Genomic DNA, 19,879 nt, shown 5'->3' with positions numbered 1-19,879 from the left:
CGTGGACAGCGCCGATCAGGCGCGCAGGATCTCGAGGGTCTTCTGGACCATGCGCCTTGTGGCGCTGATGAGATTGAGGTTCGCCTCGTAGGAGCGCTGCGCCTCGCGCATGTCGACCATCTCAACCAGCGTGTCGACATTCGGCGTCCGCACGGTACCGCTCGCATCGGCGGCCGGATGACCGGGCTCATAGCGCGTCTTGAAGTCGCTCTTGTCGACCTCGACGGGCCCAAGCTCCACGACTTCCGCCTTCAGCTCGCGATCGAGCGTGGCGTGGAACGTCGGGATCTTGCGCCGATAGGGATCCTCGGTCGGCGAGCGGCCGGTCGAATCGGCGTTGGCGATATTCTCCGCGATGATGCGCATCCGCCCGCTCTGGGCCTTCAGGCCGCTCGCAGCGACGAAGATCGACTTGACGAAATCCATGTCTCACTCCTTCGGACCCGGCGGGCGCAGAGACCCGCGCCCGCCCGACTCGCGGGGATTAACCGTTGCGCGACAGCGCGGTTCGGATGAGGCCGAGGCTCTTGGAATAGAGCGAAGCGACAGCCTGATAGTCGAGCTGGTTCTCGGTCACCTTCATCATCTGCTCCTCGAGGGTCACCGAGTTGCCATCCGGCGTGACCTCGAAACCGCCGACGGGCTTGACCTTCGACCCGCCTGTCTCATGCACCATCGAACCGGCCAGATGACCGGAAGAGGTCCGCGCCGTTTCAAGGCCGATGCTTCCGTGCTGCATCGCGTCATCGAAACTGAAGCTCTTGAGATCGCGCCCCTCGTAGCCGGGTGTATCGGAATTGGCGATGTTCTCGGCGAGCACGCCCTGCCGCGTCTGATGCCATTGCATCTTCGACTTCAGCATCTGGAAGAGAGGCAGGTTCGTGACCGACATGGCCGGGCTCCGTGGGCGATTTTTCGAACTAGGCAGATCCTGCCGCCCATATGGTTAACACCGGGTTAACGATTAACCGACTGGTAAGAATTGAATGGCGGTTCTCCTGCGCCAGCCAGGACACCTCGGCCGCAAGATGGCAGAATGCGAAGCGATATCGGCACTTTTTGCCCGGATTCGATCCTGCTTGCAGCTTCCCTCTTTGAGGGAATCGCGCAAAACGGATAAAGAAGAGCGTTAATTGAAGGATTCGCACCGCTTGCGAAGAACCGTCACGGGCATCTTGCTCGGGCGCCTCGCAAGCGGCATGCACAAGAAGGAAGGAGGCGCCGCCCGCCGGCGCTTTCACAAACCAGGGTACGGACGCGCGCACCGGCGCCGATCCGCCGCCGAGAAGAAAAGGCCGTTGGGCATGACAAGTTGGCTGGTCGATACCTTCCAGATGGAGCCGGGCTGGGCGCGCGGCATCGGCTTCTTCATCGCCGTGATTATCGTCCTCGCGCTCATCTCCATCTTTGTCTGGGTGCTGAGACGCATCGCAAGCACGCGCGCGCTCGGCGGACGCTCTCGGCAGCCGCGTATTGCCGTGATGGATGCGGCCGCTCTCGACGCCCGGCGCCGTCTGGTGCTGATCCGGCGCGACAATGTCGAACACCTGATTCTCGTCGGTGGGCCGAGCGACGTGGTCGTCGAGCAGAACATCGTGCGCGGCGTTCCCGTTGCGCAGGCCTATCCGCGCCAGCAGAACGCGGCCTTCGTTCCGCCCCCGATGGAAACCCCGGCGGTTCCCGTCGAGCCGGCGACCGCCCCGCAGGCCGCGACGCCCGCGCCCGTCCAGATGGCACCTCAACAGCCCGCGATGCAGCCGGAAGCGCCGTCGGCACGGATTGCCACGCCGCAGAGCGCGCCCGTCCGGCCCGCCGCCGCGCCGCAGGCTCCCGCCCAGCCGCGCGCGCCCGTTGCCGCGCCGACCCTGCGCCCGGTGACGCCAACACAGCAGCCGCAGCCGCAGCCGCGCGCACCGCAGCCGGCTGCGGGCGAAGCAGCCTCCGCCGCACTGCGCCGCACCGGCGCCTCGGCCGCCGCCGCGGGATCTGCGGTTGCCGCCGCCGGCGCCGCCGTTGCCGGCCTGGCCCGGCGTGCGACAACCCGCGCCGACACCCCCGCGACGGGCGAGGCCAAGGCGCCCGAGCCGGCGCGCCCGGCACCGGCCGCCGAGCCGTCCTGGCGTCGCGACCCCGCTCCCATGCGCCGCACGATCACCCCGCCGTCCTCGGGACCGGCGGCCAATGCCCGCACCGCCTATCCGCACGCAAGCAATCCGGCGCGCGACGCCGACGGTGCGGAGACTGGCGCCGAAAAGCCGGTGGAGCCGTCCACTGAAAAGCAGGACGACACCACCTCTGCGCGCGGCAGTCTCGCCGGCGTGAGCCCGACCTCCGCACGCCCCTCCGCACCTGCCGCCAGCAGCTTCTCCAGCCTCGGTGGTGCATCGCGCCCCGCCCCGAAGCCGGCTGATAGCGCCCCTGCCCGCCCCGAACAGGCCACCACGCAAGCAGCCGCCGAGGTGAAGCCCCCGGTCGCTTCCGACCACGCCCTGGACAGTTCGCTCGAAGATGCGCTTCTCGCCGAGCTCGGCAGCTCCGTCGAAAAGACAGAGCCGGCCCCCAGGCAGCCGGTGGAAGAGGAGCGGAAAGCTCCCTCCGTCACCGAGCCCGCCGCAAGCCAGGACAAGCCGGATACACCGGCCGCCGCCGCGACCGAGGCCAGCTCGGAAAAGGGCGACGACGCAACGCCGGACGCGGCAAAGGACGAAGCGGCACCCGCCCGTACCGGTCAGGCCACTTCGATGGATGCGATCGAGGAAGAGATGGCGCGCCTTCTGAGTGAAATCAGCGGACCGCGCAAATCATGAGCGAAAGCCGCGGAGCCCCGGCAGAGGGATCCGGTCCCCGGACCGGGCTCCGCGCACGCCGTGTGAAGGTCGCCGCGCTTGCAATCGGTCTGGCGACCGTTGGCCTGGCCGCGCCGGCCTTCGCCCAGGACATTTCCATCGGCTTCGGCGAAGGAACCACGCTGACCGAGCGCGCGGTGCAGCTCGTCGCGCTGCTGACGATCCTCAGCCTCGCTCCGTCCGTGCTCGTCATGGTGACGAGCTTCACCCGGATCGTCGTGGTGCTGTCGCTGCTGCGCTCGGCCATCGGCCTGCAGACCGCACCGCCCAACGCCGTCATGACGTCTCTGGCGCTGTTCCTCACCGCCTTCATCATGATGCCGGTCTTCGAGACGGCCTATAACGAGGGCGTCCAACCGCTGGTCGACGGAAACATCGAGCTTAGTGAAGCGTTCGAGCGCGCCTCGGTTCCGTTCCACGCCTTCATGCGCGCCAATGTGCGCGAAACGGACGTGCGGCTGTTCGTCGAGATGTCCGGCCAGCCAGCCCCCGCCACGCCGGAGGAGCTGAGCCTGCGCATTCTCGTGCCCGCCTTCATGATCAGCGAGTTGCGCCGCGCCTTCGAGATCGGCTTCCTGCTCTACCTGCCGTTCCTGATCATCGACCTTGTGATCGCCTCGGTGCTTATGTCGATGGGCATGATGATGCTGCCGCCGGTGGTGATCTCCTTGCCGTTCAAGCTCATCTTCTTCGTGCTGGTGGACGGCTGGAACCTGATCGCGGGAAGCCTCATCCAGAGCTTCGCCACCGGATAGACGCGACACGCGCGGGCGGCCTCGTGCCGGGGCAGGCTCAGACCTCGGGCGGACTTCAGGTCTTGCCGGCTGCCGCGGCGACCATGCCGCCGTCCGCGCCATTGTCGACCGTCTTGTCCTGCGGGCTCTCGAGCGGCGTACCATCATCGACGCCCGGCACGCTCGGATGCAGGTACTTGCGCTGGTATTCGGCCAGGAACACGTCGAGCGAGTCGATCCCGTTGAGGTTGTCGAGAACCGACAGAAATTCGGTGCCGCGCTCGTCAGCCGGACGCGTCACGACGCTGAAGGCCTTCGCGTCCGGGCTGTTGCTCATCTTCTCCCCGAACTTCGACTGCAGCCTGCTCAGGCTGAAGGCATCGTCGGCGAGCGAATAGGCGATTGCCGCGCGCAGGATGTCCGTGCGCTCCTGGTCGGCCAGCGGCACGTCGTCGGACCAACGCCCACCGAGAAGACCTTCCAGCTGCTCGCCCGCCTCGCGCCAGCTTTGCGCCGCCCAAAGCGTGTCGGCCCGCAGCCGCTCGACATCCTCGCCGCGCATGTTGCGCACGATCTCGAGCGCAAGGTCGGGGCGGCCATTCTCCGTCAGGGCTCGCGCCTCGACGATGTTGCGCTGGCGCTCCAGCTCGCGGGGAAGCTTGGCCTGGCGGGTCTGGTTGAGAATGCGCAACGCCTTCTCCGGCTTGCGGTCCATCAGGTAGACCACCCCAAGGTCGGCAGCGACCTGGGCGCGCGCCGCGCCCTTGAGCCGGTGATCGATCTGGTGGCGCAGCAACTCGCCCGCCTGGTCGAGCAGATCCATCGCAACCAATCGGTTCGCAAGGCGACGCACCATTTCATCGCCGCGTCGTCCAACTGGCGTCATCTCGCGGAAATCGTAGAACAGCGCCAGCGCCTTGATCGGCTCCATCTTGTCGGCCCCGCCCCGCAGGAACAGGTTGCTGAAGACAGCCCCCATCTCATCCTGCAGCAGCCGTGTCGTTTCTGCTCCCGCGTTCGCCTGCAGGGCGGACTGCATCGCCTCGAAGGCCTCGCGATAGTTGCCCGCCTGCGCCTCAAGCTGAGCGAGGAACCGCAGTGTCTTCAGCTCGGTCTCGTCGCCGCGCCAGGACGTGGCGAGACCGCCGAGCTGATCGATGGCATCGGCGGTGTCGACCTCTCCGTCGCGATGACGGATGCGCAGCGCCCGATAGGTCGCCTCGGCGGCGAGCGGGCGCACGTCCGAGCGCTTGACCAGATCGAACGCGGTCAGCGCCTCGCGCGAGCGGCCGGAGGCATCGGCGATCTGGCCGCGAATGATGTCGTAGCGCGCCGCCTGCGCGTGGGTGGCAAGGCTCGGGTCGATCTCCGCGAGCACCGCCGCCGCCTGGCCATAGTCGTTGATCTCGACCATCGTCTGCGCTGCGGCGAGATTGAACTCGGTCTGGATGAAGACGGGATAGTTGCCAACGACGGCGCGCCCGCGCGGCAGGGACAGGCGGGCCTCGTTCCAGTCGCGCTGCCCCGCGCTGGCGATCGTCCGCCAGATCGCGGCATCGGGGCTGTTGAGAAGCGCCGGCTTGTTCAAAAAGGCAAGCGCCTCCTTCGGACGGGCGGCAAGCACCTGCGCCGCGCCCATCAGCAGGTTGAAGGTCGCATCGCGTTCGAGCAGCGGATCCTCCTCGGAGGCAAGCCGCATCAGTCCCAGCGCCTCATGCGCGAACCCGTGGGCCAGGTAGAACCGAGCCATGTTCATGCGCGGCACGCGTCGGGCGCTCTCCGGCGTGTTGGCGATGTTGAACTCCATCGCCTTGATCTTCAGCAGAAAGTCCTTGGTGTCGCTCGACATGATCTTGCCGAGGTCGATGTGGCTCGCCGCATTCGGATCAGCCGTCGGCTTGAGGACCCGCGTTCCTTCATCGAGGCTGCCATGCGACACATACAGTCCGCGCGGCCTCTCGAGCACGATCGTGTCGCCCTCCGTGGCGACCGAAAGATCGTCGGTCTTGCGCACCACGGCGACACCATGCGCCGACATCAGAGCGTCGAATTCGACAAACCGCTGCGGCTTCAGAACACCGCGCGCCGGCCCGAAGCCGGTGACGACCGTGACCATGTCGCCAACAAAGGGATCGTGAACCTCACGAACCTTGCCGGGCTCGCGGAAAGGAATGGTAATCACGGTGCCGCCGTCGCCGCGCACCGTACGGTCAAGCGTCAGCGGGCGCGACGGCTCCAGAATCGTGTCGCCGATGGTCATGATCCAGGAACTGCCGTCGACGCCGACCGTCGCCAGCGCATCCTTGCCGAGATCGATGCGGATCGTCTGCCAGCCGTTGCCGCCGTCGCCATCGACCTCCACCGCATCGACCATGTCCGACAGAACGGAGCGCATGCCGCGTACGTCGATGGGATCGCTTGTGTCGAAAACCAGGAAGAAGCTCTGGTGACGACGGAACACAGCGGAGGAAATGCGCTCCGAGAACGGGAAGACCACACGAACCATGTCGCCGATGCGACGGGCCTCGACCGCAACGAAGCGACGGCTCTCGTCGTCATATCCCACCGGCGGACGCTCGGGCGAGGCAGCGGGCGGCGTTGACGAGGCATTGGCATCCGCCGGCGAGGCGCCACCGATCTTCGTCAGGTCGATTGCCGGAGGCAACGCGCCGCCACCACGCGCCACGCTCTCTCCCGCAGCCGGGGCAGCAGGCGGCGCCACCATGACATCGGCGGTCGAAATCGGTGTAGCCGGAGGGGCTGCCTCGGCGACGGTCTCCGGCGCGGGGTCGGGAGCAGGCGTAGGAGGAACCGGCAGAGCCGCGGCTTCGGCGGATGCCGGCTGCGGGGCGCGCCTGGCTGCGGCATCGCCGGCCGCCGGCGGCGCGGTCTCGATATCAGGACCGGCAACCTGGCCCGCCGGGGCCGTCACCGCCGGCGCCCTGCCCGGCGCCTCGATGACACCGGTCGGAGCGCTTGCAACACCGGCGTCGGCGTTCAGCGCCTCGTCGATTGCCGCATTCACCGGATCCTTGGGCATCTGCGGAGGCGTCACGTCGACGACATAGCTGTCGCCCTCGCGAAACGCGCGGATGTCGACCGCGGGCGCAACCCTCAGAAGAAACTTGAGCTTGCCCTGATCACTGAAGGACGTTGCATCGATCACCCCGGGGGGGAGATGCGCCTTGAGATCGGACAGATCGAGCGGGGCATCCTGATTGAAGGTGAGCTTGACCATGTCGCCCTCGCGCACGAAGGCGGAATCGAAGTTCACGTTCCAGTCGAAGGACAGCCTGGTGAACGTCGGATTCGTGCCGACGGACAGCTCGACGGTCGGCTCCTCCTGCCCCTTCAGGCGCGCCTGCTCGAGCGCGCGGGCGCGGCGGATGGCTTCCTCCGCCCGTCGGGCGAGCTCGCGCACCACGTCGTCCGGAAGCCCGGGAGGCAGGCCCTGCCAGCTTGCGGGCAGAAGATCGATAAAGAGCTTTTCGCCCGCCTCCATGGTGTTCACGCGGAAGTCGCGCATCAGCGCGAAGCGGATCGCAGATCCGTCCGGGTCGCGCCGGGCAATGGAGACATACTGCGGCATGTTGACAGGCACGCTTTCGACCTGGGCCATGACCACGTCGCGAAAACGGATGCGCAGCACGCCATTGGCCGAAAGAGCGTCATATTCGGGAAGCAGCGCCCGGTCCCGGAAGGTGATGACGATCCGACCGTAGCCCTTCTCCTCGCTCGCCACGATATCGGCGTTGAGTGTCTCGGCGGAGGCTATGGCCGGAACCAGCACGAGCACGACCGCAAGGATCGAAAGAGCCGCCCGGACCGGCGACAGGCAGGCACGCCAAAGCCCCGCGGCGGCGATGCCGCCGGCGGAACGAAGTGTCTGCGTTCTCCGGCCGACTGTACTCACCGGGCTCCTCATCGCGCATGAAATGAAGCCGCATCCTACCGGCTTCGGCTTAACGCCCTCTTTAACCGATGGCAGGAAACAAGGCTCAACGCCCGACGCGGCACGGCGGCGAGCGGAGCGGACGGGACGCGCTGCGGCGCCCTCAGTTGCCCATGATCTTGGGCAGCGCCTGGGTCATAGGCGCCTCGGTCTTTTCCTCGGGTAGATGCCCGGTGACAAGCGCGACGGTGAGCCGTTCGCTGGCATCGGGTGACATCTTCGCCATGACGTCGGCAAGCTTGCGCGGCTTCATCTGACGGGTCACCTTGAGCAGGATCTCGAGATCGAGGCGGTCGAAGATGCGCGCGGCGTCCTTCGGCTTCATCGCCTCATACATGACGATGAGCCCCTTGAGTTCCTCGTTCTTCTTCTTTTCCTGCTCGTCGCGCATCGACTTGATGCTCTGCTCGAGCGCGGTCATCTCGTCGACCTTCTTCTGCAGCCGGTCCTCGGTCGCCTTGAGAAGCTGCTGGCGCAGATCCGCCTGCTTCTCGCGCTGGTCGAGTTCGCGGCGCCGGCCGGAGAGGGATTCCAGAACCTTGCGCTCGGCGATCGAGCTGCCGACCTCGAGCCCCTGTGGCAAAACCTCGCCATCGGCGCCGACCTGGCCCGCGTCGCCCTGCATCATGTCACCGGCCGCGGAGTCGAGCGGCGTCGGCGTTCCTGCGGTTGCCGCCGGCGCGCCGGCATCAGCCGAGGCAGCGCCCGCGGCGCCTGTTTCCTGCGCCATCGCCATGCCGATGGAAGTCGGATGCTCTCCGTCCAGCACGAAGGCAAGCAGCTTCACGCCCAGAAGAGCACTCGCCGCAAGCAGAAGTGTGGGAAAGAGACGCAGGCTTGTCATGCAGCCTGCTCCGCTGTGCGCTTGCGGAAGTGCTCGAGACGCGCCGTCGCCTCGATTGCGGCGGAGCGGATGTCGCTGGCCCGCATCGCAGGGGCCGGGCGCGCCGGCTCCGCCGGAGCCTGCACGGACGCGGCGGCGGCAGCGGCACTCTGGACGGGCTTCGCCGCCTCGGTGATCTGGGTGATGCGGTCAAGCACAACATTGCCCTTCGCGACCTGCTCGGCGAGATCGTGCGACATGCGCTCGGCGTCGACCAGCCGCTGTCCGAGGGTCCGGTCGGCCTCGCCAGCCGTCGCCTTGAGCCCGAGAATGGCGCGTTCGGCGATTTCCGACGCCGTGATCAGCTCGGAAATGGTGGCCCGCAGCGCTTCCTCGTCGGCACGCAGCCGCTTCAGGCGCTTGTTGAGCACGACGCAATACCCGATCGTGACCATCAGCAGCACGGCAACGAGGGTTTCGATGATCAGTCCGAGGGGCAGCGTGCTCATGTCGGATCCATTTCCTTTTGCATCGCGCGCTCGAAAGCGGCCAACGTCATTTTCGGTTTTTGCAGGCCGCGGTCGACGCGAATGGCAATCGAATCCTCGTCCTTGCCCATCGTACCCTGAGTGAGCGGGATGCCGCCGCACTTGATCGACACGGGATCGTTCGGCGACACGTCGAAAAGCAGGGTTTCCCCAACCTTCAGGTCGAGAACCCGGCCGAGCGGCACATGCGTCTCGTGCAGCACCGCATCGACATTCACCTCGGCCGAGAAGATCTCGGTCGCCAGATGGCCTTCCCAGATCGGATCGCGGCCGAACTTCTCGCCCATGAACATCTGCAGGAGCAGATCGCGGATCGGCTCGAGCGTCGCGTAGGGCATCATGATCTCGATCTTGCCGCCCCGGTCCTCCATGTCGATGCGAAGCTCGACAAGGATGGCCGCGTTGGCAGGACGGGAGATCGCCGCGAAACGCGGATTGGTCTCCAGCCGTTCGAGATTGAAGTGGACCGGAGACAGTGGCGAGAACGCCTGCTCCATGTCGTGCATGATGATTTCGATCATCCGGCGCACGAGATTGCTCTCGATCGTCGTGTAGGGACGCCCCTCGACGCGCACCGCCGACATGCCCCGGCCACCGCCGAGCAGGACGTCGATGATCGAATAGATCAGGCTCGATTCCACCGTGCAGAGACCGAAGCCGTCCCATTCCTCGGCCTTGAACACGCCGAGGATCGCCGGCAGCGGGATCGAGTTCAGGTAGTCGCCAAAACGCACCGACGAAATCGTGTCGAGCGACACCTCGACGTTGTCCGAGGTGAAATTACGCAGGCTCGTCGTCGTCAGGCGAACCAGACGGTCGAAGACGATCTCGAGCATCGGCAGACGCTCGTAGGAGACCATCGCCGAGTTGATCAGCGCGCGGATGCCGCTCTGGTCGGCGGCAATCGTGTCCTCGATGTTGAAGCCGAGGAGGTTGTCGATCTCTTCCTGGTTGAGGATACGGTCGGCGCCGCGCGTGGCGTTCTCGAGCTCGGGCTCGTTGTCGTCGATCATCGCCGCCCATTGGGAGGCCATGTCGTCGCCGGCGGCGACACCCTGCTCCTCCAGCGCGGCACCCCACGCGGCGGCAAGATCGTCGTCTTCCTCGCCTTCGTCGCCCATCTGCTCGGCAAGCGCCTCGCCCCAGGCTTCGTCGATGTTGTCGAGATCGTCGTCTTCGGCCATTGACCCAAAGTCCTACTGAACGAGGATTTCCTTGAACAGGACGCCTTCGACCCGCGCCGGATAGACAGCGGTGTTGATGCGTCGCAGCAGCTCCTCCTTCAACCGGAAGAGCCCAGACGAGCCCTCCAGGTCCGCCGGACGAAGCTCGCGCAGATAGACCTGGAACGCATCGAGGATGCGCGGCAGATACGGCTCGATCTTGGACAATACATCCGAGTCTACAACCTCAAGAGCGATACGTACCTTCAGGTATGTCGCGCGACCGCCGGTCGAGAGGTTCACGGTCATCTCGGGAAGGTCGTAGAACACCGCCGGCTTCTGCGCCGGGGGAGCCTCCGCTCCGCCTTCCGCCGGCACCGCAGCCGGCGTGCCGCCGCCCAGGAAGCCGAGGAAGTAGGCCGCTCCGCCACCCCCGCCCAGGAGCAGGACCAGACCGGCCGCGGCAATGATGATCAGCTTCTTCTTGGACTTGCCACCGCCTTCGGTGGCCTCGGCCTCGGCCGCATCAGCATCAGCTGTCATCTTGCTATCTCTTCCGCTGCGCATCCCTCCCGCGCGTATGCTTAATTTCTAAAGCGGAAATGGTTAACGAGAAGTTACCAAGCCCCTGGCGTTTTGCACGACAAGGCAAATTTTGCCGCCCGGCAAGCCTACCGGCTCGAAACTGCCGTGCAGGGCCAGCCCCACCGAGGCGAAATCGGCTGAATTCCGCGAATCCTCAAACTGGCACGATGTCTGCTTGATGGTTAACGGCATCTGATCTGGGGAGACCAGATGCTCGCTGGGGAGCATAGGAACAAACGTCATGGAGAATTCACTCCTGATCGGACTGTCGCGTCAGGCGGCACTTCGAAACCAGTTGAATGTGGTGGCCAACAACCTGGCCAACTTGAACACCAACGGCTTCAAGGCCCAGCGGCTCCTGTTCGAGGAGTACCTGATGCCTGTGGCCGAGGCCTCGAACTTCGAGCAGCCGGACCGGGAGCTGTCCTACGTTCTCGACTATGGCGCAGCGTCGAACTTCGAGCCCGGCGACATCTCGTTGACCGGCGGCACGCTCGATCTGGCGCTTGAGGGTGACGGCTTTCTCGCCGTGCAGACGCCCGACGGTGAGCGCTACACCCGTGCCGGCTCGCTTCACCTCGACAACACCGGCCAGTTGGTGACCGCCGACGGCCTGCCGGTTCTCGGCGAGGGCGGCCCGATCGTTTTCGATGCCAACGAGACCAACCTCACCTTCGCCAAGGACGGCACCATCAGCACCTCGGCTGGCGTGAAGGACACTCTGCGCGTCGTCGCCTTCGAAAATTACCAGTATCTGAAGCGGATCGGCGACAATCTCTATTCCGGTGAAAACCCGCAGCCTGCCCAGCAGGTCCGCGTTCTCCAGGGCGCCATCGAGAAGTCGAACGTCTCCGGCGTCGTCGAGGTTTCCCGGATGATCGAGATCACCCGCAGCTACACATCGATCTCCAAGATGATGCAGGACGGCGACGACCTGCTTCGCAAGGCGATTGAACGCCTCGGCTCCCTACAGGCCTGACGGCAGCGAGAAGGAAGGATCCCACCATGAAGGCACTTCACATCGCGGCGACCGGCATGCGAGCCCAGGAGCTCAATGTCGAGGTCATCTCGAACAACATCGCCAACATGCGCACCACTGGCTACAAGCGCCAGCGGGCCGACTTCCAGGATCTGCTCTACCAGAACCTGCGCCGCATGGGCACCAACACCTCGTCCACCGGCACCATCGTGCCGACCGGCGTGCAGATCGGCTCGGGCGTCAAGACGGCCTCCACCGCCCGTATCATGACCCAGGGCAATCTCAGCGAGACCGGCAAGGACCTCGACATCGCCATTCGCGGCGAAGGCTTCTTCCAGATCCAGATGCCGGACGGCACCACCGCATACACTCGCGACGGCTCGTTCGAGCGTGATGCCAACGGCCAGCTCGTCACCGTCGACGGTTACGCCGTCGCCCCGGGCATCGTCATCCCCCAGGAAGCGCGCGACACGACGATCTCCGCCGACGGACAGGTGCAGATCATCGACGCCGCCGGCGCCGTGCAGCAGCTGGGCCAGCTCCAGACCGCCCGCTTCATCAACAAGTCGGGCCTCGAAGCCATCGGCGACAACTTGTTCCTCGAGACGGAATCGAGCGGCGCGGCCGTTGTCGGCGTTCCCGGTGAGGACGGGTTCGGCGATCTGATGCAGAAGCACCTGGAAATGGCCAATGTCGAGGCGGTCTCTGAGATCTCCGACCTGATCGCCGCCCAGCGCGCCTACGAAATGAACTCCCGCATCATCAAGGCAGCCGACGAGATGTACGGCACGACCTCGAACCTGCGCTAAGGAGGCCGGATCATGACCAGCCTTGCCACAACCGCGGCCCGCCGCATCGTGCTTGCCGCAGCCATCGTCGCGCTCACCGCCGTTCAGGCCGTTGCCGCCGGTGCGCTGCGCTCCGAGATCCGCGTCACCGGACCCGTCGTCACGCTCGGCGACTTCTTTCCCGACGCCGGTCGCCATGGCGCCACCCCGCTCTTCCGCTCGCCCGATCTCGGCACCCGCGGCAACGTCCCCGCCTCGCTCGTCGTGGAGCGTGCCCGCGCCGCCGGCTACGAGGAGGCCGACACGGACGGCCTGCGCAGCGTTTCGGTCGAGCGACTGGCCATCACCATCGGCGCCCGTGAACTCGAGGAAGCCCTGCGGGAGCGGATCGTCGAGCGCTATCCGAACGTCGACGCCAAGGCGCTGGAGGTGAATGTCGCCGGCATGCACGCTCCGGTTCTCGTCGATGCCAGCGAGACCACGCCCGTGCGCGTCGACATGCTCGACTGGAACCCGGCCTCCGGCCAGTTGCGCGCCACCGTCCGCGTTCGTGGTGAGCACAGCCGCACCCTGACTCTCACCGGCTCGGCGATGGAAACCATCGAGATCTTCACCGCCACACGCCCGATCGACCGCGGCGCCATCATCTCCGCGTCCGACCTTGCCGTCGACCGGATGCCGCGCCAGCGCCTTGCTCCCAACCAGGTCACGGACCGGGAAGCGGTCGTCGGCCTTGCCGCGCGGCGCAACATCCAGCCGGGCCGTCCGATCTTCCGCAGCGATTTCGAGGAGCCGATCCTCGTGCGTCGCGGCGAGCGCGTCACCATGATCTACCGCGTTGCCGGCATGACGCTGACGACCGTCGGCCAGGCCATGGAAAGCGGCTCCGCCGGCACCATGATCGACATCCTCAATCTCCAGTCTCGCCGCACCATCACCGCAACCGTTCGCGGGCATGACCAGGTCGAGGTGGGCTTCTCGCCCCGCCGCCTCGCCCAGCTCCAGGAGACGAACTGATGACCTTCCGCACATGCGCCCTTCCGGCGGCACCGCGCCTGGTCCGCCCCCTCCTTGCCCTGACGCTCGCCGCGACGCTCGGCGCCTGCGGCTCGGCAGACCGGCTCGCCAACGTCGGCAAGGCCCCCGCCCTGTCGGCCATCCAGGATCCGACGACGACGGCCGGCTACCGCCCCGTGCAGATGCCGATGCCGACGCCTCAGTCGGTGCACTACAACTCCAACTCGCTGTGGCGGTCCGGCGCGCGCGCCTTCTTCAAGGACCAGCGCGCCGCCCGCGTCGGCGATATCCTGACGGTGCTGGTGACAATCTCCGACAAGGCGGAGTTCGACAACGCCACGGAGCGCAAGCGCGAGGGATCTGAGAGCAGCGGCACGGGCGGCGCCGTCGGCGCGGCGATCAACACCTTCATTCTGCCCGCCGGCACCGCCTCCGACAACATCGCCTCGGCCAATGGCGCATCCGCCTTCAAGGGCAGCGGCAAGGTCGACCGCACGGAAAAGCTGACGACCAAGGTTGCTGCGGTCGTCACCCAGATCCTGCCCAACGGCAACATGGTGATCGAAGGGCGCCAGGAGGTTCGCGTCAACTTCGAGGTGCGCGAGCTGATCGTCGCCGGCGTGGTGCGGCCGGAAGACATTTCCGCCAGCAACACCATCGAGAGCGAGAAGATCGCTGAGGCCCGCATCGGCTACGGCGGACGCGGCCAGATCACCGACGTGCAGCAGCCGCGCTATGGCGCACAGGTGCTCGACATCGTCCTGCCCTTCTGAAGGGTGCGGGCAGCTCCCCTGCCCGCCTCCTCGACGCCCGAGCACTCCCCAGGCAAAGGCGTCGGAAACTCCCCAGGCCGTTTCGCGCTCCCCAGGCAAGAACGGCAAGCGGGCACGGTCCCTCCGCTCCCCGGCGGGCCGTGCCCGTTGCTTTTTCCGCAACCCTCAGGAAGACGAGGGAACCTACGCGCCCATTCGTCGAAGCGCCGTCGGCTGGCTCCCCCGGTCGAGCGGATGCAGCCCGATGCGCAGACTCGCGCAGCCGGACCGGGCCCGCTCTTCGCGCAGGGAGCGACTTGCGGCGAACGCAGGCTCCAGGATCATCTTCCGGAACTCGGCCAGCAGCCGCTGGTCGAGCCGCGTCTTCATCTTGGCCAGCTCCGCAATCGCAAGGCGCGGCGTCATCGCCTCCTTGTAGGACCGCTTCTCGGTCAACGCGCTGTAGATGTCGATGATCGTCAGCATGCGCACCAGCGGGTTGATCGCGTCGCCCGAAAGCTTGTCCGGATAGCCGGTGCCGTCGAGATATTCATGATGCGAACGGGCAGCCGAGATCAGGATGGGATCCGTCACCCCGCTCTGGACCAGCGCCTCCGCGCCGCGCTGGGGGTGCAGGGTGATCAGCGCCCTCTCGGCATCCGAGAGCGCTCCGGGCTTCTCGAGTACGGCAATGGGGATGAAGAGCTTGCCCACATCGTGGAGCAGGCTGCCCTCGGTCATCAGCGCCCGGTCCGCATCGTCAAGCCCCAGATGATTGGAGAAACTCGCCGCAAGGCCGGCCACGTTGAGGACGTGGCGCAACGTCTGGCTGTGATGCGACTGCACGGCGTTGAGCCAGGTGGCAAGCCCGTCCCCGAGCACCGCTTCGTTGATCGCCGCGCTGCAGCTGAAGAGGCCGTCGAGGCGCAGCGGCTGGCGTCGCCGCATGGCGATGCCGATGCCATTGAACAGCGTGTCCGTCGCCTTCACCGCCTTGGTGATCCCGCTTCGGAAGCTGACAAGACGCACGCTGAGATCGTGGTTCAGGATGTCGCGAATGGCCGCGCGCACATCGTCAAGCGAACGGTGGGAAGGCAGAATGCGGCCAATGCCGCTCGCCTCCGCCTGAACCACTCCGACGCGCTCGGCCGTTGGCGCGACATAGACGACATTCGCCAGCCGCCAGTCCGCGGGAATCGCCTCGCTGATGCGCGCGAGATCCTGCGGGCGCCTGAGCTCGGAATAGATCACGGCGGAGCGCACTTCACCCAGCAGCGTGCCGTCGAACTCCGGAAGCGACTGCACGACACAGGTAAAGGATGCCGCCATCGTCCGGACCAACTCGTCGGCGCTCGTGGTCGCGTCTTTCAGGATCAACACGTCGTACATGCCTGATACCCGAACCTTCCCTGACAAACCTCGTTCTTCGTTCCGGGAATGATAGACGGCGTGTGTTTTTCAATTCTTAAATGGATCCTCCATTGCGGCTTAATGATTCCTTTCCCGAATACCCCAGGGGAAGGCAAAACACCGGAAAGGACTTAAAAAACAAAGACCCGGGCAAAACGCCCGGGCCAGGAGAAAACCCTGATAATTTTACCAAGTGCCGATCAGGGAACTCAATCGTCCCTGTATACCTTCTCACGGCGCTCGTGCGCTTCCTGCGCTTCAAGCGACAGGGTTGCAATCGGACGGGCTTCCAACCGCTTCAGAGAGATCGGCTCTCCGGTCTCGACGCAGTAGCCGTAAGATCCGTCCGCGATCCGCTCGAGGGCAGCATCAATCTTTGAGATCAGCTTGCGCTGCCGGTCGCGCGCGCGCAGTTCGATCGATCGGTCCGTCTCCGAGGACGCGCGATCAGCAATGTCAGCGTGATTCTGGTTTTCTTCCTGAAGGTTCGTCAGCGTCTCGCGACTCTCCTTCAGGAGATCCTCTTTCCACCGCAACAGCTTGTTCCGGAAATACTCACGCTGACGCTCGTTCATGAAAAGTTCGTCCTCATTCGGACGATACTCGGCATCCAACTCAACCGTCATGTTCCACTCCGGCTCCCAACTAGGCCGCGCGGAATATAGCCCTCAACCGGCCAACGGACAACGCCGCCGGACAGGAAAATACGATCAAATTTATGGCAGAATATTCAGCTAGTTACGCAGAGGATTGCGCCATTCTCGGACAAATTGGTGACATCACCTACATCGCGGATCAGTAGTGACCGAGCTTGGCGAGTTCCACCCGGGCGCGCAATTCGATCTCGTCGATGACCTGCTCAAGATCGGGATTTCCGCTGTCCTCGCGCCGCGAGAGCAGCAGCGCGATCCGCCCGAGGCGGTCGGGCGACACCTGGCCGGCCAAGAGGTCCGTCTTCAGATTCTCGAGCGTGTCGAGCAGGTCGTTTCCTCGCCGCGTGGCCTTGCGGCGACCAGTCAACGGGTCATCGACCTCCTGAAGCGCGAGCAGCCCGCCGATACCGAAGACACCACCGGCCGAGCCGGTCGCCTCCGAAGCATGCGACTGCTCGCTCGAGCCGACATCGAACGCGCCTCCGGTTCCCCCGGCACGCTTCTTGGACTTGCCCCCCGACACGCCGGAGAGCGGGCTGTAGCCTGAGATCCTCATAAGGACGCCGATCCTGGTCGAGTGCAGCACATCATGGGCTACACAATTTTCCGAGTTGGTAAATGAAGCGTTAACACGCCGGCAATTCTTGCCGGGCAGGCCTGCTAAAAAACCGCAGACGAACGCTAGCTTAAAAAATATATCTATAAATTTCAATGAGTTACAAAATTGCGCGCTGCCTCAAAAAAACTGGCACGCCAATCGCATTCCGCGATCATGTCACAGACCCGCACGCGGACCATTCGACATGATGCTGGCACGAACCATCCTCGCTCTGCTGCTGTCCCTCATTGCCGCGAGCCTCGTCGTCCCCTCGGCGCAGGCCGCTTCGCGCATCAAGGACATCTCCGATTTCGAAGGCATTCGCGACAACCAGCTCATCGGCTACGGTCTCGTCGTCGGCCTGCAGGGTTCGGGCGACAGCCTGCGCAACGCGCCCTTCACGCGTCAGAGCCTTGAAGCCATGCTCGAGCGCCTCGGCGTCAACACCCGCGGCTTCGACCTCAACACCAACAATGTGGCCGCGGTGATGGTGACGGCGAACCTGCCGGCCTTCTCCACTCAAGGCACGCGGATCGACGTATCCGTCAGCGCCCTTGGCGATGCCAAGAGCCTGCAGGGCGGCACGCTTCTGGTCACCCCGCTGCTCGGCGCCGATGGCGAGGTCTACGCCATCGCCCAGGGGCCGCTGGCCATCGGCGGCTTCTCCGCACAGGGCGACGCGGCCACCGTGGTACGCGGCGTGCCGACCTCGGCGCGGATCGCCAACGGCGCGCTGGTCGAGCGCGAGATCGACTTCAAGCTGGCCTCGATGACCAGCCTGCGACTGGCGCTGCGCAACCCCGACCTGACGACGGCGCGGCGCATGGCGCTCGCCATCAACGAACTTATCGGCCTGCCGACCGCGGAGCCCCTCGATCCGGCGACCGTTCGCATCGACCTGCCGCGCCAGTTCGAGGGCAACATCGTCGACCTGTTGACCGACATCGAGCAGCTCATCGTCGAGCCGGATCTGCCCGCACGCATCGTCATCGACGAGAATTCCGGCATCATCGTCATGGGCCAGAACGTCAAGGTTTCGACCATCGCCATCGCCCAGGGCAACCTCACCGTCACGGTCGCAGAGACGCCGCAGGTGGTGCAGCCGCTGCCTTTCGCCAACGGCGAGACCGCCATCGAGCCGCGCACCAGCATCCTTGTCGACGACCAGTCCGACAACAAGCTTGCCGTGGTCCCCGAGACCGTGACGCTGCAGCAGCTCGTCGACGGGCTCAACGCCCTCGGCATCGGCCCGCGCGACATGATCTCGATCCTCCAGGCCATCAAGGCCTCCGGGGCTCTCCAGGCCGATATCGAGGTGATGTGATGAGCGCACTTTCCATCGACACCGCCCTTGGCGCCGCCCAGAACCGCACGCCCGCCGCCAGCGCCTCCTCGCTCATGAGCCAGGCGCGCGGCGAGGCCTCCGCCCGCGGCTCCTCGATCCAGGACACCACCCGTCACAGCGCGGAGCAGTTCGAGTCCGTCTTCATCAACACCATGCTCCAGTCGATGTTCGCCGGCCTTGAGGACAGCGCCGGCACCTGGGGCGGAGGCACCGGTTCCGACGCCTGGCGCGGAATGCTGGTGGAACAATATGCCGACACCATCGCCCGTTCGGGCGGCCTCGGCATCGCAGACAGTGTGCAGCGCGAATTGATCGCCTTGCAGGAAGGGTCCTGACGATGAACCTTGATACGAAGCAGATCGCGGAACTGGCACCGGAGTTCTTCTCCGGGGCAATTGCCGATGCCCGCGCGGCGGAGGCAACCTGCCGGCGGCTCGAGGACGCAATGTCCCAGTTGCTGGCCATCATCGAGCGCGAGACCGAACTCGTCCGCCTCGGCAAGCTGGACGAGGCCGGCCAGCTCCAGCCTGACAAGGCAAAGCTGGTCAGCATCTACATGCGCGGTATGACCCATATCCGCGACCAGACCATCGCCCTCGGCAATCTCGCGCCCGACGCCGTCGACCGGCTGAAGCGCCGCCACACGGAGTTCCAGCCGGTGTTGCGGATCAACCTGGCGGTTCTCGCGACCGCGCGCGAGGTCGCCGACAACCTCCTGCGCAAGGTTGCCCAGGGAGCCGGAGCAACACGGGCGCCGACCACCTACGGTCCCGGCGGCGCCGCCCCGCGCCCCCACGACGCTGTCGACGGCATCGCCTTCAACCGCTCGCTCTGACCAGAGCTGGCGCACAACAAAAGCCCGCCGACACAACGTGTCGGCGGGCTTTTTCATGCACCTTGACGTTCCGCCTTCGTTCTGAAAAAGAAGAAACCGAACGAATCAGGATCAAACAGACCTCGTTAAAATTGTAACCAAATCGTTAATCTTCGATTCACTTCCATATCATATTCTGATTACGTGAAGTTCGCTTGCGGTAAAAATAAAACGCAGGATCTCTTGCAGTCGTCACGAGAAGTGGCCATGCAAATCCAAGAGAAGCGATGGCTTCAGCGAACAGACTGACGCCGGTCACCCAAGGACGGTCCCATCCGGCGCGGGAGTGTGAAAATGGAAACTGGAGCAGTAAGACCGCCCGTCTTCGTGCAGCCGCCCACGGCAAAACCTGCCGAGCCGGAAAACGCACCCGCAATCGTCACGGAAATTGCCCCCGAGAAGGCGGTGATGCCGGCCAATGACGCCCAGTCCTTGCGCCCCCGCAACGAGAACGGCTCCACGTCCGAGCAGGAGCGGCCGCAACCAGTCGAGAAGAGTGACATCAAGCGCGTGGAATACCGCGACAAGATCACCGACTCCCTCGTCTTCCGCGCCATCGACACCCAGACCGGCGAAGTCGTCCGGCAGATCCCCGAAGAGGCCCTTTTGCGCCTGCGCCGGGCCTTCGCCGCGACAACGCACCAGGAAATGACCGGCCTGGACGTCAACCGCAAGCTCTAGGCAGCAGACACGCGCGCAGCCTTTCGGCACTCCGCCCGCGAGCCTGAGCCTCCCGCGCGCGGCGCATCTTGCACGCGGCCGGCCCTCTCCGGACGATATGTCTGGCGAGCATCGAAGCAGCTTTCCCGAAT

At 65.4% G+C, this 19,879-nt stretch carries 21 protein-coding genes; 10 read left to right on the top strand and 11 right to left on the bottom strand.

The window, feature by feature from the left end:
* Nucleotides 1–15: 15 nt before the first annotated feature.
* Both flgC and flgB read right to left on the bottom strand, forming a co-directional pair.
* Entirely contained in the window at nucleotides 16–426 is a 411-nt protein-coding gene (gene flgC / locus ACSLUQ_RS02805) for a flagellar basal body rod protein FlgC (RefSeq protein WP_417770850.1), read from the bottom strand.
* 58 nt (nucleotides 427–484) lie between these two features.
* On the bottom strand, nucleotides 485–892 hold the full coding sequence (gene flgB, locus ACSLUQ_RS02800) for a flagellar basal body rod protein FlgB (RefSeq protein ID WP_417770851.1): 408 nt from the start codon (nucleotides 890–892) through the stop codon (nucleotides 485–487).
* A gap of 412 nt (nucleotides 893–1,304) precedes the next feature.
* Here flgB and ACSLUQ_RS02795 point away from each other — a divergent pair, with 412 nt between their 5' ends.
* Nucleotides 1,305–2,807: a flagellar biosynthetic protein FliO gene (locus ACSLUQ_RS02795; protein WP_461807651.1), complete on the top strand. Its 1,503-nt coding sequence runs from the start codon at nucleotides 1,305–1,307 to the stop codon at nucleotides 2,805–2,807.
* Complete coding sequence (gene fliP / locus ACSLUQ_RS02790) at nucleotides 2,804–3,601, top strand: flagellar type III secretion system pore protein FliP (RefSeq protein ID WP_461807650.1); 798 nt, start codon at nucleotides 2,804–2,806, stop codon at nucleotides 3,599–3,601. The genes ACSLUQ_RS02795 and fliP overlap by 4 nt, the downstream gene beginning before the upstream one ends.
* 55 nt (nucleotides 3,602–3,656) lie before the next feature.
* Here fliP and ACSLUQ_RS02785 read toward each other — a convergent pair whose 3' ends face one another.
* The 6 genes from ACSLUQ_RS02785 to ACSLUQ_RS02760 all read right to left on the bottom strand — a co-directional run bounded on the left by ACSLUQ_RS02785 (nucleotide 3,657) and on the right by ACSLUQ_RS02760 (nucleotide 10,894).
* On the bottom strand, nucleotides 3,657–7,493 hold the full coding sequence (locus ACSLUQ_RS02785) for a tetratricopeptide repeat protein (protein WP_461807649.1): 3,837 nt from the start codon (nucleotides 7,491–7,493) through the stop codon (nucleotides 3,657–3,659).
* Nucleotides 7,494–7,635: 142 nt separating this feature from the next.
* The gene (locus ACSLUQ_RS02780; protein ID WP_461807648.1) at nucleotides 7,636–8,376 is read right to left on the bottom strand and encodes a MotE family protein; all 741 of its coding nucleotides are present in this window, start codon (nucleotides 8,374–8,376) and stop codon (nucleotides 7,636–7,638) included.
* Complete coding sequence (locus ACSLUQ_RS02775) at nucleotides 8,373–8,864, bottom strand: DUF6468 domain-containing protein (RefSeq protein WP_417770855.1); 492 nt, start codon at nucleotides 8,862–8,864, stop codon at nucleotides 8,373–8,375. The genes ACSLUQ_RS02780 and ACSLUQ_RS02775 overlap by 4 nt, the downstream gene beginning before the upstream one ends.
* On the bottom strand, nucleotides 8,861–10,087 hold the full coding sequence (gene fliM, locus ACSLUQ_RS02770; RefSeq protein WP_417770856.1) for a flagellar motor switch protein FliM: 1,227 nt from the start codon (nucleotides 10,085–10,087) through the stop codon (nucleotides 8,861–8,863). The genes ACSLUQ_RS02775 and fliM overlap by 4 nt, the downstream gene beginning before the upstream one ends.
* Before the next feature lie 12 nt (nucleotides 10,088–10,099).
* Nucleotides 10,100–10,609, bottom strand: coding sequence for a flagellar basal body-associated FliL family protein (locus ACSLUQ_RS02765; RefSeq protein ID WP_461807647.1), 510 nt, complete (start codon nucleotides 10,607–10,609; stop codon nucleotides 10,100–10,102).
* 63 nt (nucleotides 10,610–10,672) lie between these two features.
* Nucleotides 10,673–10,894 carry a hypothetical protein gene (locus ACSLUQ_RS02760; protein WP_461807646.1) on the bottom strand — a complete coding sequence of 74 codons (222 nt, stop codon included), beginning with the start codon at nucleotides 10,892–10,894 and terminating at the stop codon, nucleotides 10,673–10,675.
* Between ACSLUQ_RS02760 and flgF the strand changes: the two genes are divergently transcribed.
* From flgF to flgH, 4 genes are read left to right on the top strand one after another with little or no spacing between them, the layout of a single operon-like run.
* Nucleotides 10,893–11,630: a flagellar basal-body rod protein FlgF gene (gene flgF, locus ACSLUQ_RS02755; RefSeq protein WP_417770858.1), complete on the top strand. Its 738-nt coding sequence runs from the start codon at nucleotides 10,893–10,895 to the stop codon at nucleotides 11,628–11,630. The two genes, ACSLUQ_RS02760 and flgF, sit on opposite strands and share 2 nt — an antisense overlap.
* 26 nt (nucleotides 11,631–11,656) lie before the next feature.
* Complete coding sequence (flgG, locus tag ACSLUQ_RS02750; protein ID WP_417770859.1) at nucleotides 11,657–12,439, top strand: flagellar basal-body rod protein FlgG; 783 nt, start codon at nucleotides 11,657–11,659, stop codon at nucleotides 12,437–12,439.
* 12 nt (nucleotides 12,440–12,451) lie between these two features.
* Entirely contained in the window at nucleotides 12,452–13,435 is a 984-nt protein-coding gene (gene flgA / locus ACSLUQ_RS02745; protein ID WP_461807645.1) for a flagellar basal body P-ring formation chaperone FlgA, read from the top strand.
* On the top strand, nucleotides 13,435–14,208 hold the full coding sequence (flgH, locus tag ACSLUQ_RS02740; protein WP_417770861.1) for a flagellar basal body L-ring protein FlgH: 774 nt from the start codon (nucleotides 13,435–13,437) through the stop codon (nucleotides 14,206–14,208). The genes flgA and flgH overlap by 1 nt, the downstream gene beginning before the upstream one ends.
* A gap of 183 nt (nucleotides 14,209–14,391) precedes the next feature.
* Here the strand turns inward: flgH and ACSLUQ_RS02735 are convergent, their stop codons facing one another.
* The 3 genes from ACSLUQ_RS02735 to ACSLUQ_RS02725 all read right to left on the bottom strand — a co-directional run bounded on the left by ACSLUQ_RS02735 (nucleotide 14,392) and on the right by ACSLUQ_RS02725 (nucleotide 16,806).
* The gene (locus tag ACSLUQ_RS02735) at nucleotides 14,392–15,576 is read right to left on the bottom strand and encodes an HD-GYP domain-containing protein (protein ID WP_417770862.1); all 1,185 of its coding nucleotides are present in this window, start codon (nucleotides 15,574–15,576) and stop codon (nucleotides 14,392–14,394) included.
* A 230-nt stretch (nucleotides 15,577–15,806) separates the two neighbouring features.
* On the bottom strand, nucleotides 15,807–16,223 hold the full coding sequence (dksA, locus tag ACSLUQ_RS02730; RefSeq protein ID WP_417770863.1) for an RNA polymerase-binding protein DksA: 417 nt from the start codon (nucleotides 16,221–16,223) through the stop codon (nucleotides 15,807–15,809).
* Between the two features lie 169 nt (nucleotides 16,224–16,392).
* Nucleotides 16,393–16,806: a flagellar assembly protein FliX gene (locus ACSLUQ_RS02725; protein ID WP_461807644.1), complete on the bottom strand. Its 414-nt coding sequence runs from the start codon at nucleotides 16,804–16,806 to the stop codon at nucleotides 16,393–16,395.
* A gap of 247 nt (nucleotides 16,807–17,053) precedes the next feature.
* On the opposite strand from ACSLUQ_RS02725, the gene ACSLUQ_RS02720 reads away from it, so the two are divergent.
* The 4 genes from ACSLUQ_RS02720 (at nucleotide 17,054) to ACSLUQ_RS02705 (ending at nucleotide 19,748) form a co-directional block, all read left to right on the top strand.
* The gene (locus ACSLUQ_RS02720; RefSeq protein WP_417770865.1) at nucleotides 17,054–18,172 is read left to right on the top strand and encodes a flagellar basal body P-ring protein FlgI; all 1,119 of its coding nucleotides are present in this window, start codon (nucleotides 17,054–17,056) and stop codon (nucleotides 18,170–18,172) included.
* The gene (locus ACSLUQ_RS02715) at nucleotides 18,172–18,528 is read left to right on the top strand and encodes a rod-binding protein (protein WP_417770866.1); all 357 of its coding nucleotides are present in this window, start codon (nucleotides 18,172–18,174) and stop codon (nucleotides 18,526–18,528) included. Before ACSLUQ_RS02720 ends, ACSLUQ_RS02715 begins: the two co-directional genes overlap by 1 nt.
* A 2-nt stretch (nucleotides 18,529–18,530) precedes the next feature.
* Nucleotides 18,531–19,028, top strand: a complete 498-nt coding sequence (locus ACSLUQ_RS02710; RefSeq protein WP_417770867.1) for a flagellar protein FlgN — start codon at nucleotides 18,531–18,533, stop codon at nucleotides 19,026–19,028.
* A gap of 333 nt (nucleotides 19,029–19,361) precedes the next feature.
* Nucleotides 19,362–19,748 carry a flagellar protein FlaG gene (locus ACSLUQ_RS02705; protein WP_417770868.1) on the top strand — a complete coding sequence of 129 codons (387 nt, stop codon included), beginning with the start codon at nucleotides 19,362–19,364 and terminating at the stop codon, nucleotides 19,746–19,748.
* Nucleotides 19,749–19,879 lie beyond the last annotated feature (131 nt).

Source organism: Stappia sp. ICDLI1TA098 (assembly GCF_054880955.1).
Note: the sequence above shows the minus strand (reverse complement) of the source record. Positions and strands in the feature narration are given on the sequence as shown.